Below are 16,097 nucleotides of genomic sequence, written 5' to 3'. Positions count from 1 at the left end.
AGCGACTTAGGAGGCTCGAACTCCTGACCTGAACCTTGGCAAGGTTCCGCTCTACCAGCTGAGCTAAAGTCGCATTTTTTAAAGCACCCTCTGTTTAACCAGAGGTACCGTGTAATTCAACGTTTTGGTAACTCGTTGTCTCATCCGATGCAGCGCATTCTAATGATTTATCGATGGGAGTCAACAATGTTTTTATCTTTTTGTTTCACTTGGCTAAATATCAGCCTAAAAGGTCATCTTTAGCTCGAGTCGCGCTAAAGATGACCTATTCTAACGTTCTTCGTTACTTAACGTGGTTATTGCAGCGCGTAAATAGCTGACCATTGATGATACGGTTAAAGCGGTTGCGATAAATAATAATCCAAAGCCGATATCAATCACTAATTCATTGTAGCGTGACAACAAAGCAATTAAGGCTAACATTTGCGCGGCCGTTTTAACTTTACCCCAAACCGATACGGCAACGCTATTGCGTAATCCCAGTTCGGCCATCCATTCGCGCAACGCGCTAATAATAATTTCTCGGCCAATCATAATAACTGCAGCGACGGTGACCCAAACGTTTTGATAATCTTCGGTGATGAGCAGCAGTGCACAAGACACCATTACTTTATCGGCAACGGGATCTAAGAATGCACCAAACTTAGTACTTTGATTAAGTCGACGCGCCAAATAACCATCGAGGATATCAGTGCCTGCGGCAAACCAAAAAATAAAAGCGGCAAGTAAATAATTATACTCAAAAGGTAAATAGAAAGAAGTAATAAAAACTGGAATTAGCATGACTCGCAGCATCGTGAGCATATTTGGAACATTTAAAGGCATGATAGCAATTACATAGGTAGTATTTGTATACTATGGTGCCCGAAACGGCCTGTTATTACAATTACCAATCGAAGGTATTGGGTGAAAACTCTTGATTGAACGCTTCGAACGCCTTTGGTTGAGCGATCGAAATAACTACAGAAACTTTAATGTTTTAAGCTATCGAAAATGAGTTGGGCCAGAATTTTGCTAATGCCTGGTACTTTGGCTATTTCTGCGACACTGGCTTTTTTTAGTTCAATTAAGCCGCCCATATACTTTATTAGGGTTTGGCGCTTTTTAGGCCCGATCCCGGCAATCGCTTCTAAGGATGAGGTTTTTTTGACCTTGGCGCGGCGCGCACGATGGCCGGTAATGGCAAAGCGATGTGATTCATCGCGAATGTGTTGAATTAAATGCAGCGCTGGAGAATCAGCCGCCAACGATATAATTTCGCGACTATTGCCAACCAGCAGAGTTTCTAACCCCGGCTTACGACCCTCCCCTTTAGCGACACCTATCAATAAAGGAATTTTGGGCAAACGCTCTTCATATAATGACATCACTTCTTCGGCTTGGGTTAGTTGGCCTTTGCCACCGTCAATAAACAATATATCCGGAATGAGTTGCGGATCGGTTACTTTGGCAAACCGCCGGGTTAACGCTTGCTTCATTGCAGCATAATCGTCGCCACCAGTTATGCCCTCGATATTAAACTTGCGATATTGTGCTTTTGCTGGGCCTTCTCGATCAAACACCACGCAAGAAGCAACGGTTTGTTGCCCTGAAGTATGCGATATATCAAAACATTCCATTCGCTGTACTTTATCATTGAGATCTAAAGCTTGTTCCAACGCCGTTAATCGCTGTAATACAGTCCCTTTTTGAGCAAGTTTACTGGTTACCCCTATCTGGGCATTTTTATCCGCTAATTGCACTAATTTAGCGCGCTCGCCGCGAGTCTTATTAAATAATGCGACTTTATAACCTGCTTGCTTGACTAATACCTGCTCGATCATCGTGTGATCGAGGGTATTGCATTGATGCAATATTTGCCTTGGAATTTGGCGACCCGCGCTACTGTTGAGATAAAACTGCATGATAAAAGCCAAATACAGCTCTGAAACTTCAGTATTCTTAGGCGTTTTTGGATAATAACTCCGGCTGCCTAAAACCTTGCCATGACGTATAAACAACACGTGAAAACAAGCAATGCCATGTCGATAGTCAAATCCGATGACATCTAAATCAGTTTGATCTGAATTTATCCACTGCTGCTCTTGTACCTTACGTAGCGCCGTCAGTTGGTCACGATAACGGGCAGCCTGTTCAAAGGCTAAATTGGCACTAGCCTGCTCCATTTGCGTAACAACCTGCCCCAGCACTTGCTGACTTTCACCCGATAAAAACAAGGAAGCAAGGTCAACCTCGCGCTGATAATCATCATTGCTTACCTTGCCAACACAAGGCGCTAAGCAGCGATTAAGCTGATGTTGCAAACATGGACGTGAGCGATTGCGATAGTAACTATCATCACATTGACGGACCTGAAATATTTTTTGCATTAAATGCAGGCTTTCACGGACGGCCCCACTGTTAGGGTAAGGCCCAAAATATTGACCTTTAGCCTTTTTAGCACCGCGATGAATGGTTATTCGTGGATGTTGATGGTTAGAAATAAAAATGAAAGGATAAGATTTATCATCACGTAACAGCACATTATATTTAGGTAAATAATGCTTAATTAGGTCGTTTTCTAAAATGAGTGCTTCAGTCTCAGTCTCGGTGACAATAATTTTAATGTCTTCGATTTTGGCGACTAAAGCACGGGTCTTAATTTCGCTAATGTTGGTTCTAAAATAACTCGCTAATCGTTTTTTTAGATTCTTAGCTTTTCCAACATAGATTACATCTTGCTTGGTATTGAGCATTTGATAAACACCAGGGTTAGTGGTGATATTTTTTAAGAAATTTTCACTATCAAACACTGCTTGCTAATACCTATAATTTTTCTGTATCTAAAATACCATGTCGAATAGCCAAATGAGTCAATTCAACATCACCTTTTACATCAAGCTTATTAAACAATCGATAACGATATGAGTTAACGGTTTTAGGACTGAGGCTTAATTGCTCTGCAATCTCATTAACTTTCTGGCCCGTTGTTATCATCATCATAATTTGTAGCTCACGCTCTGATAACGATTGAAATGGATTGTCTTGCGCAGGTTTAAATTGGCTTAGTGCCATTTGTTGCGCTATTTCAGGCGACAAGTATCGCTGGCCTGATTTGACCTGACGAATTGCATTAATCATCTCGATTGGTGCAGCTCCTTTGGTTAAATAACCTGCTGCACCAGCTTGCATGACTTTGGTCGGATAAGGCTCTTCACTGTGAACACTTATCACTATCACTTTAACATCTGGCTTATTACGTAAAATTCTACGCGTCGCTTCTAGCCCACCGATACCGGGCATATTCATATCCATCAAGACAATATCGGTTTCGTTACTACGACACCATTGCACCGCATTTTCACCAGAACCTGCTTCGCCAACGACTTTAATACCGCGGACATCTTCAAGAAGGCGCTTAATCCCAGTGCGAACAAGTTCATGGTCATCGACTAGAAAAACATTAATCACATTTACCTCCAAAGTTCAGTAGTTAAATTCTAACTATTTGAATTTACTTATTTAGCAAACAGCGCTAACTTGACATTATGTTTGTATAATTCGCGCCGATTTTACAATGAAAAAGCTCAATGTTTAAAGTTTTTTATCGTCGAACTAAAAAATTAACACCGAGATGCTTTATTTTGATCAAAAAGTCATCTTACCCAATGCAAAAATAAAATACATCTGTTAACTGCTTTGTTCTCAAAATATTACAGGAATAATGGTTTTATAACTTGCCAATGTCCAATCATATCATCAAAAATTGAGCGGCTTGTTGTTTGCCAATCGTAGCAGAAAAACGACTTAGAGTTACTGGGTAAAGATAAATAAGCCCCCATCCGACCATGGCATTATAGTTTTTACTTAAATATAAACAAACACAAAGCCGATAACTTTTTATTTATCAGTCTGTTCTATTTGATTTTTCTCCGGCTCCTTTTCTATTATATGACTCAGCCTAACCGCACACAGAACTTAAATGGTAATGATTGTCATTTCTGATTCAACGATGTATAGTCGCTGGTTTTATAATCACTGCCGAATCACACCACTGTGATCGTTAACACAACTAAGCCATAACACTATGAATGTAAAAAGTTATTTTCTGAGTAAATCTTTATTAACCAGTTTATTAATCAGTACAATGTTTAACGCCGTGGCACATGCACAAGACGATCAAGCAGGCTTAGGTAATCTAGAACAAAAAATGCAAGCGATAGGTCAGTATTATCAACAAATTAATGAAAAATTAAACCCCAGCCTGCAGCAAAAAAATTATATCGCACCTAATGGTCGTCGTGACCCTTTTGCTTACACCGAACAAATGTATCGCAATCAACAGCGCAACGCACCACAGCAAGGCAATGTTAATGTCACGCCCAATGCCGTAATGCTCGGCATGACCCACCAATTTACCGCCGATGGCTTGCCGATAATGAAATATCGCGGTTACGGCGAGTCTGCCACGGGCCAAGTGATCGGTTTATTAGAAATTTATGGTATGGGCGTTTACACAGTGCGGGTCGGCGACAAAATAGGTCTGCACGAAATTGTTAAAGAACTGGTGCTCACCATTGAGGGACTCAGCCGTAACAATATCATTATCGAAACAGGTAAATTAGGCAAACAGATGGTGATCCAATAATGAGAAAAAATTCAACAGCAAGTTATATTCTTTTGACCCTCATCATCAGCATATTACAACCGCTACAGGCAAAAAATAGAAACATTCCGATCATTGAATTTAAACAGGCTAAAGTACAAGATGCCGTTGGCATGTTAGCGGAAATTGCCAATATCAATATTGCGGCCACCCACGAAGCGGGCCAATATTTAGTAACCTTTAGAATGAAAGACACCTCCGACAAAGGCATTATCGACACCATTGCCCGTGTCTCAGGATTGTGGTATCGATATATTCGCAGCACCGACAGCTATTTATTAATGACTGCCGCCCAATACCAGAGTGACATCGTAGTATTTCGTGACGATTTAGTGCGCACCTTTGAATTGCGCCATCAAAATGTCGAAGCCGCCGCCAAAACTATCCGCAATATTTACGGCGAACGCGTGATACTGACCTTGGAATACAAAAATGACGACTTCGAAGGTTTGCCGTTCGAAGATATCGAAGACGCCACCGTGTCTAATTCCGACAGTCAACCTACTCGCGCTAGTCGCACTACTTCAAGCAGCAATCGTAATAACAACCAGCAAAATGGTGCTCAACAAGATACCAGCACTGGTGAAAATGGCAAAATTTCAGGTGAAAAAATATCGACCTTAGACAGTTTTGCTCAAGACAAAAAACAACAAAAAATATTAACCTCTGGTCAGCTCAACAGCCTGCAAGGTCAACAGCAAGTCAACGATCAGCAAGTGGCCAAAGTAACCGACGCCCAAACGCCAATTTATGTCACCATAAATCGCATTCACAACCTATTATTTGTCCGCACCACCGACGAAGCCGTACTCAAAGAAATAGCCAAGCTGATTGAAGTAAGTGATAAACCGACGCCGCAAGTGCTACTGGAAATGGAAATTATCGAGATAAAAATTGGCGATAGCTATGATCAAGAATTTGAGCTAAGTTTTAACAGCGCCGGACAAATTGACAATTTCAGCTTTAAAAGTAGCGCCGACGATGCAGCCACTACCTCACCTCAGGATGTCAAATTCGGTAACCTTAATATCGACTTATCAGAAGAAACTGCCGCCAACTATGCCTTACCGCTAGCGGCCTTATTACGGGGTAAAAATGTCCAATCACTGGTAACTGGCGCCTCCGGTGGTGTCTATCAATTCCTTAGCCAGCAGGTTAACGCCAAAATAGAATTATTAAAGACAAATGGCCAAGCACGTACCTTGTCAAAACCGGTCGTGTTAGCGTCTAACAACCGCCAGGCCAAAATATTTATTGGTGATGAACAAATCATTGCGACCGGCATTGACAACCTTGCCCGCTACGTTGAGTATGATGCCGACGGGCGAGCAATATCGTCAAGCACCGCAAAAACTCAGGTTGAAACCGAGCGTCGTAAAGTCGGTAATACCTTGTATCTGTTGCCAAGCATTAACGCCGACCGCACGGTCACCATCGACATTTTGCAAGACCAATCAAAAGTCGTCCGTAATGGCACCAAAATGCCCTATTTTGACGACGAAGCTCAGGAGATCAAACATCAGGCGATTGACGCCGTTAGTCAGTCCAGCATAAAAACCGTGGTGGTAGCCAAAGATGGCCTAACCATCGCGCTTGGCGGCATGGTTAGAACTAGCACCTCGTTAGAAACGAGCAAAGTACCCTTGCTTGGTGATATACCTTTCATTGGCACCTTTTTTACCAGCGAGCATGAAGTCAACAGTTCCTATCAATATATTATGCTAATCACACCGCATATTATAATGTCGCCGGAAGAAGCAGGTGATAAATCGCGTGAAATTTCAGGCTTCGATTATGACAAAAATGCCAACCACAGCGACCGAGAGCCCTACCCTGATTATGGTTTTGACCGTTATATTGAGCTAACCCAGTTTGCCCTCACTGCTATTAGCGATAACAGGTTCAATCAGCAAAGCCCCAGCATCACTCCGGTGGATCTAACAGCTGGCTCGGCGTCGGCCATTTTCCCTATTCATGGTATTAGCGCCAAAATCAAAGCTGTGTGGCAACAAGAGCAGTTATTTGTCAGCGCATTTGAAGTGAAAAACCACACCCCGATCAGCCAGCAACTGCACGAAAATCAATTACGCGGCACTTGGCTGGCGGCAACGTTACAAGATCACCAGCTAAAGGGGTTTGGCCAAGAACATAGCGCCACCTGGCTCTATTTAGTCTCGGAACAGCCCTACCAACAAGTGCTGAAACAACTAAATGACGATCATCAATAACAGGCAGCCTTATGATAAAAACATCACACATTTTACTGGTCTTGGTCACGCTGACCTTAACGGCCTGTAAAACCACCAGCATTCGCGAGTTTAGTAACGAGCAAACCAGCAAGACTATGCAAGCCGTCAATCAACCGGCGGCTGATTACCCCCCCCCCTCAGCCAGCCAGCTGCGGATGTATATTTTTACTGGTTTTGATGATTTAGATAAAAAAAATCATCAGCGTCAGGGCTATTTTATTGATTTTGAAACGAACAGCCAACCACGCAAATAATTTTCGGTGTACCAGACACATAATTTAGGCTGACCACCTGCAAGTCACTAAGCGAGTGACTTGCAGGTTACGACACTGCATGCCGGTGATGTAGCAGTTAACTGTTGTTGTTCTTATGCTGTTGTATGTTTTCGCTCATATATGCATAGGTTTGTCTCCTGCTGGGCGATAAATGGCATTGTTGGAGCGACACAGATTGCCAAACTCGAATACGCGTAAAATCGGTTCGGTTACCTTATTGAATGTTTGAACTAAATTTCAGTTATCTTGCTTGTGATAACAAACCAAACTCAACAATGATAAAGCGGTAACAAATAATATAATTGACCGCTCAGTCAAGCATGGTGCGACATCGATTATAACTTAAGCAACTTACAAGCTAGTTTAAGCAATTTTGATTCCAACAAACGACAAAAAATAAATGTAAAAGATTCTTATTTAGATCTTGACTTGGGCAATAAATTGTAGATAATACGAACCATTCTCATTAGGTCTTACATAAAAAGCAACCACTTAGGGATGATTATGGTTCAGGCGTTAATTAAAAATACTGAAGCGCATGTCGACATTATCGACATGATTAGTAAATTATACACCGATTTATTTAACCACGACGGTTATGGTGAACTTAAGATTGAAATGCGCATTTTAAGACGTGGCCAAAAAGAAATTATTATTCATTGCGGCAAGCAATATCGTTACGTTATTAATTGCGACGACGCCCTGAAAAATGAAAACCCAATAAAGGCCCTGCTTAAACGAGATATTCTGAGTTAAGAGATAAAGATCTGTTAACCGAAAAAAAGTAAGTAGATATTCATGGACTGAATATTGAATCGATGCGGGCAAGGAGCCCGATCAAGGGAAGCGCTAAACCAAAAAATGGCTGTTCAAATTTGCCAAGCCTCTTCGGTTGAGGTCGCAGTTTGCAATAACGCAGTCACATTTAGCACTATTTGTTGATTAACGTAGCAACTTAGCCAAGCGCATTTGCACTTAATAAACAAAATATAATGGAATAAGAAAATCATGATCAAGAACTTATGGGCCAAACGCCACGCAGTAACTGCACAATTCAACCAAATCGATGCAGCTCAAATCAATGACAGCGAACTAAAAGGCAAGTTTTTAAAGCTTAAAGCCAAGCAAGCTGGTTTCACGTTACTTGAGCTATTGGTTGTTGTGGCAATTTTAGCTGCTATCGCCGGCACTGCGTCTATCGCATTGCAAGATACCGATGCCCGTGCCTCTGCTGCCGCTCACGTTACTATGATGGATGAACTAAACAAAGGCATTCGTACTTTCCGTGTATTGAACAAAAACGTATTACCAACTGGGTTTGATTCTATCCTTCAAACTCCATTATCAGATGGTAGTGATTTAGCTTCAGCCGCGCTTCTTTCGGTTGCCGCTATTGAAGATGTAGCGGTTACAACATTACCTGTTACTGTTGCTGCGGTAATGGCCGCTGGTGGTATTAACAGCTTACAATATGCTGGTTTAGATCAAACTCCTGAAGGGTCAGTAGTAACTTGTATTGATTTAGAAGCTGTTATAGCTAGCCGTGCAAATGCGGTAGTTGCGGGTAACATCTTTATGTCTCCAGCTGCTAACGGCTGTGGTTACACAGTATCGTTTGATGAAGACGGTCAAATCGTTGGTGGTACTGCTGATAGTACGACACAAGTTGCTATTTGGAATGGTGGTTATGAGCGTGTTATGGGCGGTTCAGGCCAAGGTTTTGATGCAGCTGCTTATGCAGGAGATGATCGTCCAGCATTAATGGCTGTTGGTTTAGGTCCATCGTCTAACCTTTTCAATGCTAACGACTTAGGTGGTATGACTACTGTACCAGTTTATCGTCATGTTTCTGGAACTCAGTACAACCGTTTTGTTGCTTTATTCAACATCGGAACTTTAAGTTCTGATGGCGCTACGATTACAGCTAACGATCAAGTATCACTAACCGCTATCGTTGATGGCGCTGGTGATACTAAAGAAGAAGAATTGGGCGAATGGGATGGCACTCGTAACACTATCTAATCGCTAACCTTATACCAATTACATTAAATTTATAATCTTGTTTTGCGTGGAGAAAATTTATTTATACAAGGCGCTCGATTGAGTAATAGCTAGCTATTAGGAATGAGAGCAACGCCGGCTAAATGGGTTTTATCAAGCACAGGTGATCACTTAATTAATGGGATTGGTATTAGATAGTGACGAGATGCAGGTGGTGATTGCTACAGCCCAGCTACCGCCTGCAGCTCTCACCGTGTAATTGTGTTCTCATCGGATTGAGAACATTCAAGGATGAATTGTCAAAGGAAGATAAGTAAAGGGTTAGCATTGCTAGCCCTTTACTTTTTTGCGCCTGACAATACACAGCAGCTTAATTATGCAGCCAAATAAACCCAGCAAAAGAATTGTATTATGTTGAAACGTCCATTATTTTCATTTTTTGCCATCTGCACGGCGCTTTCGTTAATTTCCGCCTCAATTTATGCTTATCAAAGTTACCAAACCACGACAGCTTCGACTCAACGCGCGACGGCTAATGCCGCAGAACAAGCAGCGTGGCAGCAAGGCAGCACAGCTGTCGATTTAGATCACTACATTAGCCAGAATCAAGTATCACAAAACATTATCGATAAAAAACAACGGGTAATGTTACAGCCCGAATTAATTCGTTTTAATGCGGTGCTGCAAACCCCAGTTAAAGCAAGCAAAGCCGGTTTAGTTGGCGACGCCTTAGGAGTTTGGGGCATTACCCCGTTGCCAGAGGTTGATTTCAGCACCTATATTCGCAGCCCTAAGGGCGAAGTATTGGCGGTGTATGTTGAAAATGCCATTGCCGACAATATCACAAACTTTTTCGAGCCAGAAGCACCATTGCAATTGCAAGCCTATCGCTTATATAACTACGCCAAAGGGCCGCGCCTATTGTTGGTGGGAATAAAATCGGGCACCGAAGACGCCGCTGTAACCACAGAAAAAGTGGCAACCGATGAGTAAAAAAAATAGCAGTAACAAGCTAAACATCGCGCAACTAGGCGCCAAATTGAGTCATTTTAAACTGCCTGAATTAAGTTCTGGCGGTTTATTGGTTTTTCAAAGTGGTAGTTTTGGCCTGCGTGCGGCGCTGTTTAAAAGCGATAAAGATTATGCCAGCCTCAAAGGATTTGCCCAATCGCGCCAAATTGATTTTACCCGCGCGATTGGCGAAATTTATCAGCAACTAAAACAGCAACATGGCAGCTTGCCCAAACGCTGTGTGTTAATTACGCCTAGTGTTTCAGCCACTAAAGTTAGCTTACCAGTGAGCCCGGTCAAACCCAAAGCTAATAGCGAAATGCAAGAGCTAATCCGCTGGGAAATAGAAAGCGACTCAGGTGAAGACACCAAGCAATGGCTGATTGGCTCAATGTTGGTCGAGCGTGGTTATTTAACTAACAGTCAGCGCGAAGAATTAGTCACTGAATTAGAGTTTCGTCACGATTTAGGTGGTGACAGCGCCTTAATTCGGTTTGGGGATTTAGCGGTCGAGCTCGGTTATTTAAACGATGATCAATTGCAAGAATGTTTCGCGCTGCAAAACAAGTTAATTGAAATAGAGCAAGACACCATTTTTGGTTATCAAGGCGAAGTGGACGAAAGCCACTATCACGGTTTAAGCGATAGTCAATTAATAAACAACAGTGACAACCAAAGCGACCACCAATGGTTAGTTGCCGGCATTGGCAGCAACATTCGCAACCGTTGGTTTGGCGCTTTTAATTTAAATGGTCTTAAGCTAGAGCAATTGTATCCCGACAATGGTGTTTGTTTTAGCGCATTAGGCTTACGCAGCCACGATCAGTACCAGTGCCTGCTCGAAATTCATGCGTCGCATTTGGTGTATGTGTCCGGCAGTGAAAAAAACCTCAAAACCATCACAATTAAGGCACGTCAGGATGGCAACCTCACCCTCGATGAAGTGATTGCGATTTGCCCTAACAACATTATCCAACATAGTGAGATTTTATATCTTTATAGCCCCGATGATCCAATCGACGATTTAAGTTTTACCTTAGCCGAACATCTGAATATTGAAGTGCGGGCACTGGTGCAGGCACCACCGAAATTTAAACTGCCGAAAAATTTTAGTTCAAACAAGTTATTACCCTTTATTGGCATTGCCAATCACTTTTTAGGCTTTGCACAACGCGGCCGGGCCAGCTCGGTACGTGCCAAAGACAAAGAACAGGCGTTTTGGAAACAACTATTACAACCTAAGGTTATGATAACCGCCACTGTTGGTTTGGTTTTATGTGTCGCCGCTGGTTTTATAAGTTGGATGTATTATAACCTCGGGGTTCAGCAGCAACGAATGGTGCATCTTGAAAAACGCTGGTCCACTGAAACCAGAGTTAAACAACAGCTTAATCAAGTTAAAAACGAATACAATCAACTTGGCCGTAAAATGACCGAAGTTCAAGATGAAATTGCACTCAACCAAAAACTGTACAAATACCTCAGTAAAGAATTATTGCCCGCGGCCAGCACGGTGCCCGGCACATTGTCTGCAGTAGCCAGTGCAATTAATCCGGGTGTATTAATTGAAGAGATTATCCTAGAGCCCAATTCAATTGTAATTAATGGTCGAGCGCTAAAAACTAGTAACGCCAATCAATTTGCCAATCAATTAAACGAGAACCTGAAACCGTGGCGTTATCAAGTGGGAGACACCGAATCGATTGCCGCTGACGAGAAAACCGCCGATGGCGTTTATCTCAATTATAAAATGCGGCTAGAAATTGGCCGACGCTATTTTATTCCTGAAAACGAAAAAATAGCCATGTCACAGACTCCAACCACCACTAGCGCCCGAGGAGTAGAATAATGTTCGCGCAATTCGCACAAAAATATAAACGCTTGCCCGGCAAAGAACGCTCGCAAATTGTGGTGTTAGTCGTCTGCGTGGTGCTATCGGCTTATGGTTTTGGCGCAGCAATGTTATGGCAAAATATGTTTGAAGCCCAAAAACTAGCTAATCGTAAAGAAAACCGCATTAATACCCGAATTGGTAAAATTGAAGAGCCCAAGTTCGATGGCAGCGTTAGCCAAGTCAAGCTCAACACACTGCAACAGCAACTGGCGAACTCGCAACTAGAACTCAATCTACTAACCAAAAAATTTATTGCGCTTGACGATGCCACCAGTTTACAGCAACTCAAACTAAGCATTTCTGAATTGGCCGACAATGTCGAATTAGAGATTAAACACTTTGAAGTACTAGGCATTGAACATAAAACCTCCGAAGAAGAACTCGAAGAATTTAATGATAGCCGCAGCCAGTATTACAAGCGCCCTTATCTGTCAATTAAGGCCGAGAGTCAATTTTATTCATTACTTAATTTTTTACAAGCGCTTAAACAATTAGAGCATGTCGCGGTTGTGCAAGATATGAAAATAGAACTGCATAGTCAGGGCAACCTAGTTATTACGATGAAGATACTGGTTTAATACCATTTCCATTAAATAGATGATCATTTTTCACGGTTAAAACGACGCTATGATTCGTTTTCCCTCGCTACATAATTGATCTCTTAATTAACCAAATTGGTATAACAATAATATTTAAAATGGAATTGAAATGGCTGTAGCACCACAACTGATTGAATTAATGGACTTATGCGTTGAACTAGGCGCATCTGACTTACACCTGAGCGTCGATTTACCGCCGGTTTATCGGATTAATGGTGCGTTAACTCGCTATCAAGAAGGCGCCTATAGTGCCCACAATGCCCCCGACAACAACCAAAGTTTTGGTTTTAGGCCGCAGCAAATGGAAAACCTTTGTTTGTCGTTAATGAGTCCGCGTCAGCTTGAGTCATTTAAGCAAGATAAAACCTTAGATTTAGGTTTTAGCTCGGATAACGGTCATAGATATCGGATTAATATCTATCTTGAGAAGAATCATTATGCCTTAGCTATCCGCTATTTAGACGGTCAATTTCGGACTATGCGTGAGTTAGGTTTGCCGCCACAAATGGACTATTTTGCAAATTTAAAATCTGGCCTGGTCTTAGTGTCTGGCGCCACTGGCAGTGGTAAAAGTACCACCTTGACCGCCATTTTAAATAATATCAATCAAAACCAAACCAAACATGTGCTGACGATTGAAGATCCCATAGAGGTCGTGCACCAAAACATTCAATCTATTTTCCACCAGCGTGAATTGTTTAATGACGTGCCAAATTTTTCCAGTGCGGTCCGTTCGGCATTACGTGAAGATCCCGATGTAATTATGGTTGGTGAAATGCGCGACCTCGACACTATTCGCGCGGTATTAACCGCCGCTGAAACAGGTCATTTGGTCTTTTCGACCGTGCATACAAATAATGCGGTCGGGGTTATTGAACGCCTAGTTGGTAGCTTTCCCGGCGACGAGCAGGTAGTGGCGCGCCAGCGTATTGCCTATGCCCTAAAAGGCGTTATTGCCCAACATTTATTACCAACGGTCAGTGGTAAAGGTCGCGCGGTGGCTATTGAAACCTTAATTGTTAATGGTGCAGTGGCTAATTTGATTGAATCATCAAAAACCAAGCAAATTTATTCGGTGATGGAAAGTGGCTCGCGCCAGGGCATGCAAACCTTAGATCAAGCCTTGGTTAAGCTGGTAAACAACAAAAAGGTCAGCGAAATTGACGCCAAAGCCATTTGCCGCGACAACGACACCTTTAACCGTTTGTTAAGTTTGTAGGAGCAGCAGATGGCAGCAGCAGAAACCGTATTGATTCAAGCGGGGATTAAAGCGGGATTAATCGATCAACATCAGTTACCCCAATTGCAATTAGCAGCCAAACGCGCCCGCACACCCGTGATTGACTATATTACTCAGGCAGGACGCTTTCCGGTTATGGCCTTGTATCGCGCCCTGGCCATAACCAAAGAGCTAGACTTTGTTCAGCGGCGCGATTTAGTTATCGACCTTGAGCTCGTTCGTAAATTTCAGCATGCAACGTTAATGCGCAAGACTTTTATTCCCGCCTATTATGATGACAAATTAGTGATGGTGCTGGCTAATCCCGATGATCGCTCACCAATTGAATTGGCTAAACGAATTTTAAACCAACCAAGTGAACGGGTGGTGGCCGATGTCGGATTAATTAATGGCATTATTGAACGCGCATTTGCTGGTACCCTCACGGACAACGTTAACGCCATCGGCTTTTTCAACGATTTAATGAAAGAGTGTTATTTGCGTCATGTTACCGACATGCATTTTGAACCCGAAGAACTCGGCATGAAAGTGCGGCTGCGGGTCGACGGAAAAATGACAGAGTATGAACGTCCGGTATCATTGGCCTTGCGCGAACCGCTAATTTCTCGAATTAAGGTGTTGGCTGCGCTCGACATTTCAGAAGCTAACATGGCTCAAGATGGCGGCTTTGCTTATCGTATCACCGGTTGGGATCTGGCCAAAGTAGACATGCGAGTTGCGACCATTCCATCGCGTTGGGGCGAGCGAATCACTATTCGTATTTTAGGTCAAGACACCGCCGATTTGTCGCTCGCACAATTAGGCATGCCAGACCAAGTACTCGCTGGATTTCGCGCCGCGATTAACAAACCACACGGCATTGTTTTAGTTACTGGTCCGACGGGATCTGGTAAATCGACCACCCTGTATGCCGCCTTGCGCGAGCTTGACTCAGACAACCTTAACATTTTGACCGTTGAAGACCCAATAGAGCAAGTGGTCGACAATATAACTCAAGTACAAGTTAGCGAAAAAGTATCATTTGCCAAAGCATTACGATCATTTTTACGCCATGATCCCGATGTGCTATTGGTTGGTGAAGTGCGCGACAAAGAAACCGCTGATACCGCCTTAAAAGCAGCAATGACCGGCCACTTAGTGTTATCGACCTTGCATACCAATGACGCCGTGGGCGCAATAAATCGCTTGGTCGACATTGGCTGTCCACGTTATTTAGTGTCATCAACTTTAGTCGGCATAGTCGCGCAGCGTTTAGTACGGCGTTTATGCAGTCATTGTAAAACCGATTATCAAGCCACGGCATTGGAACTACAGCAATTGGGACTGGCAGCTGATACTGAGCTGACCTTGCAGCAAGCCAATGGCTGTGCGCTGTGCTTAGGCCGTGGTTATCGCGGACGTATTGGTTTGTATGAAACCTTGTGGCTTGACGAACAACTTGAAAATTTAATTGGCGATGGCGCCACTGAAAACGAATTGATAAGCCATGCCAAAAACTATTACCGTTTGTGGCAAGACGCTACAACCAAGGTGATATCAGGCCTAACCTCGCTGGCGGAAGTACAGCATTTAAACCCAGAGTCTTAACATGGCGACTTATTCTTATAAAGCACTCGACCAGCTTGGCAACGAAGCCAGTGGTACAGTTGAAGCCGGCAGTGAAGTGCAGGCGCGCAGTATTTTACGTGACAAATCTTTGCATGTATTACGGCTAAAATCTGGCGGCGACTCGTTGCCTTTTGGCAAGCGGTTGCGATATGCCCTAGCTTATCTTTCGATTAGTCGTTACCGTAAAGCCAGCACTCAGGATTTAGTATTGTTTTTCCAGCAAGTTGCGTTAATGTTGCGCTCGGGCAGCACTTTAATTCAGGCGATTGAAGCCATTTCACAAATGGCCGAAAAAGTGCGCTTTAAAAGAGCCTTAGTACGAATGATTGTTTCGATTCAAGGTGGTTCTAGCTTTGCTCAGGCAATTGAACGTGAAAACGTAATGTTCCCGCCGCTAGTCGCCCGCTTAATTGCCAGTGGTGAAGCCAGCGGTGAGTTGCAGGTAATTTTAGAACGATTGGCGATTAATTTAACCCGCAGCGCCGACATTAAACGTCAGTTTATTACCGCAATGTTTTACCCGACCTTTGTCACGATAGCCGCGATTGGTGTCATCTCATTTTTGGCACTGAGCG

At 43.0% G+C, this 16,097-nt stretch carries 13 protein-coding genes, 1 tRNA gene and 1 pseudogene; 11 read left to right on the top strand and 4 right to left on the bottom strand.

The annotated features are described in order from the left end of the window. The 4 genes from HRU23_19865 to uvrY all read right to left on the bottom strand — a co-directional run bounded on the left by HRU23_19865 (position 1) and on the right by uvrY (position 3,450). Positions 1-73, bottom strand: a tRNA-Gly gene (locus HRU23_19865). Between the two features lie 197 nt (positions 74-270). Continuing rightward, the gene (gene pgsA / locus HRU23_19860) at positions 271-825 is read right to left on the bottom strand and encodes a CDP-diacylglycerol--glycerol-3-phosphate 3-phosphatidyltransferase (GenBank protein ID NRA56401.1); all 555 of its coding nucleotides are present in this window, start codon (positions 823-825) and stop codon (positions 271-273) included. A gap of 146 nt (positions 826-971) precedes the next feature. After that, positions 972-2,792 (bottom strand): excinuclease ABC subunit UvrC, encoded by a 1,821-nt coding sequence (uvrC, locus tag HRU23_19855; GenBank protein ID NRA56400.1) that lies wholly within the window; start codon positions 2,790-2,792, stop codon positions 972-974. Between the two features lie 13 nt (positions 2,793-2,805). Beyond that, positions 2,806-3,450, bottom strand: a complete 645-nt coding sequence (gene uvrY, locus HRU23_19850) for a UvrY/SirA/GacA family response regulator transcription factor (protein ID NRA56399.1) — start codon at positions 3,448-3,450, stop codon at positions 2,806-2,808. A gap of 616 nt (positions 3,451-4,066) precedes the next feature. Between uvrY and HRU23_19845 the strand changes: the two genes are divergently transcribed. The 11 genes and pseudogenes from HRU23_19845 to HRU23_19795 form a co-directional block, all read left to right on the top strand. After that, complete coding sequence (locus HRU23_19845) at positions 4,067-4,627, top strand: hypothetical protein (protein NRA56398.1); 561 nt, start codon at positions 4,067-4,069, stop codon at positions 4,625-4,627. Continuing rightward, on the top strand, positions 4,627-6,873 hold the full coding sequence (locus HRU23_19840; GenBank protein NRA56397.1) for a DUF3438 family protein: 2,247 nt from the start codon (positions 4,627-4,629) through the stop codon (positions 6,871-6,873). Before HRU23_19845 ends, HRU23_19840 begins: the two co-directional genes overlap by 1 nt. Positions 6,874-6,884: 11 nt before the next feature. Then, complete coding sequence (locus tag HRU23_19835; protein NRA56396.1) at positions 6,885-7,148, top strand: hypothetical protein; 264 nt, start codon at positions 6,885-6,887, stop codon at positions 7,146-7,148. 525 nt (positions 7,149-7,673) lie between these two features. After that, positions 7,674-7,859 (top strand): annotated as a pseudogene (locus HRU23_19830) (hypothetical protein). A gap of 318 nt (positions 7,860-8,177) precedes the next feature. Further along, the gene (locus HRU23_19825; protein ID NRA56395.1) at positions 8,178-9,191 is read left to right on the top strand and encodes a type II secretion system protein; all 1,014 of its coding nucleotides are present in this window, start codon (positions 8,178-8,180) and stop codon (positions 9,189-9,191) included. Between the two features lie 390 nt (positions 9,192-9,581). Beyond that, the gene (locus tag HRU23_19820; protein ID NRA56394.1) at positions 9,582-10,163 is read left to right on the top strand and encodes a hypothetical protein; all 582 of its coding nucleotides are present in this window, start codon (positions 9,582-9,584) and stop codon (positions 10,161-10,163) included. Continuing rightward, complete coding sequence (locus HRU23_19815; protein ID NRA56393.1) at positions 10,156-12,030, top strand: hypothetical protein; 1,875 nt, start codon at positions 10,156-10,158, stop codon at positions 12,028-12,030. The genes HRU23_19820 and HRU23_19815 overlap by 8 nt, the downstream gene beginning before the upstream one ends. Further along, on the top strand, positions 12,030-12,653 hold the full coding sequence (locus HRU23_19810) for a hypothetical protein (protein ID NRA56392.1): 624 nt from the start codon (positions 12,030-12,032) through the stop codon (positions 12,651-12,653). Before HRU23_19815 ends, HRU23_19810 begins: the two co-directional genes overlap by 1 nt. Before the next feature lie 130 nt (positions 12,654-12,783). Further along, positions 12,784-13,893 (top strand): PilT/PilU family type 4a pilus ATPase, encoded by a 1,110-nt coding sequence (locus HRU23_19805; protein NRA56391.1) that lies wholly within the window; start codon positions 12,784-12,786, stop codon positions 13,891-13,893. 9 nt (positions 13,894-13,902) lie between these two features. Then, a complete protein-coding gene (tadA, locus tag HRU23_19800; protein ID NRA56390.1) occupies positions 13,903-15,501 on the top strand; it encodes a Flp pilus assembly complex ATPase component TadA in 1,599 nt (532 codons plus the stop codon). Position 15,502: 1 nt separating this feature from the next. Further along, a partial coding sequence (locus tag HRU23_19795; GenBank protein NRA56389.1) for a type II secretion system F family protein occupies positions 15,503-16,097 on the top strand: 595 nt, incomplete at its 3' end.

This window comes from Gammaproteobacteria bacterium, from assembly GCA_013214945.1.
Classification (GTDB): Bacteria; Pseudomonadota; Gammaproteobacteria; order Enterobacterales; family Psychrobiaceae; genus Psychrobium.
This window is presented reverse-complemented; position numbering and strand designations above follow the sequence as displayed.

Coding starts and splice junctions, on each gene's coding strand:
- HRU23_19845 (NRA56398.1), top strand. CDS start 4,067: ATGAATGTAAAAAGTTATTTTCTGAGTAAATCTTTATTAACCAGTTTA.
- HRU23_19810 (NRA56392.1), top strand. CDS start 12,030: ATGTTCGCGCAATTCGCACAAAAATATAAACGCTTGCCCGGCAAAGAA.
- HRU23_19825 (NRA56395.1), top strand. CDS start 8,178: ATGATCAAGAACTTATGGGCCAAACGCCACGCAGTAACTGCACAATTC.
- HRU23_19815 (NRA56393.1), top strand. CDS start 10,156: ATGAGTAAAAAAAATAGCAGTAACAAGCTAAACATCGCGCAACTAGGC.
- pgsA (NRA56401.1), bottom strand. CDS start 825: ATGCCTTTAAATGTTCCAAATATGCTCACGATGCTGCGAGTCATGCTA.
- tadA (NRA56390.1), top strand. CDS start 13,903: ATGGCAGCAGCAGAAACCGTATTGATTCAAGCGGGGATTAAAGCGGGA.
- HRU23_19835 (NRA56396.1), top strand. CDS start 6,885: ATGATAAAAACATCACACATTTTACTGGTCTTGGTCACGCTGACCTTA.
- HRU23_19840 (NRA56397.1), top strand. CDS start 4,627: ATGAGAAAAAATTCAACAGCAAGTTATATTCTTTTGACCCTCATCATC.
- HRU23_19805 (NRA56391.1), top strand. CDS start 12,784: ATGGCTGTAGCACCACAACTGATTGAATTAATGGACTTATGCGTTGAA.
- HRU23_19820 (NRA56394.1), top strand. CDS start 9,582: ATGTTGAAACGTCCATTATTTTCATTTTTTGCCATCTGCACGGCGCTT.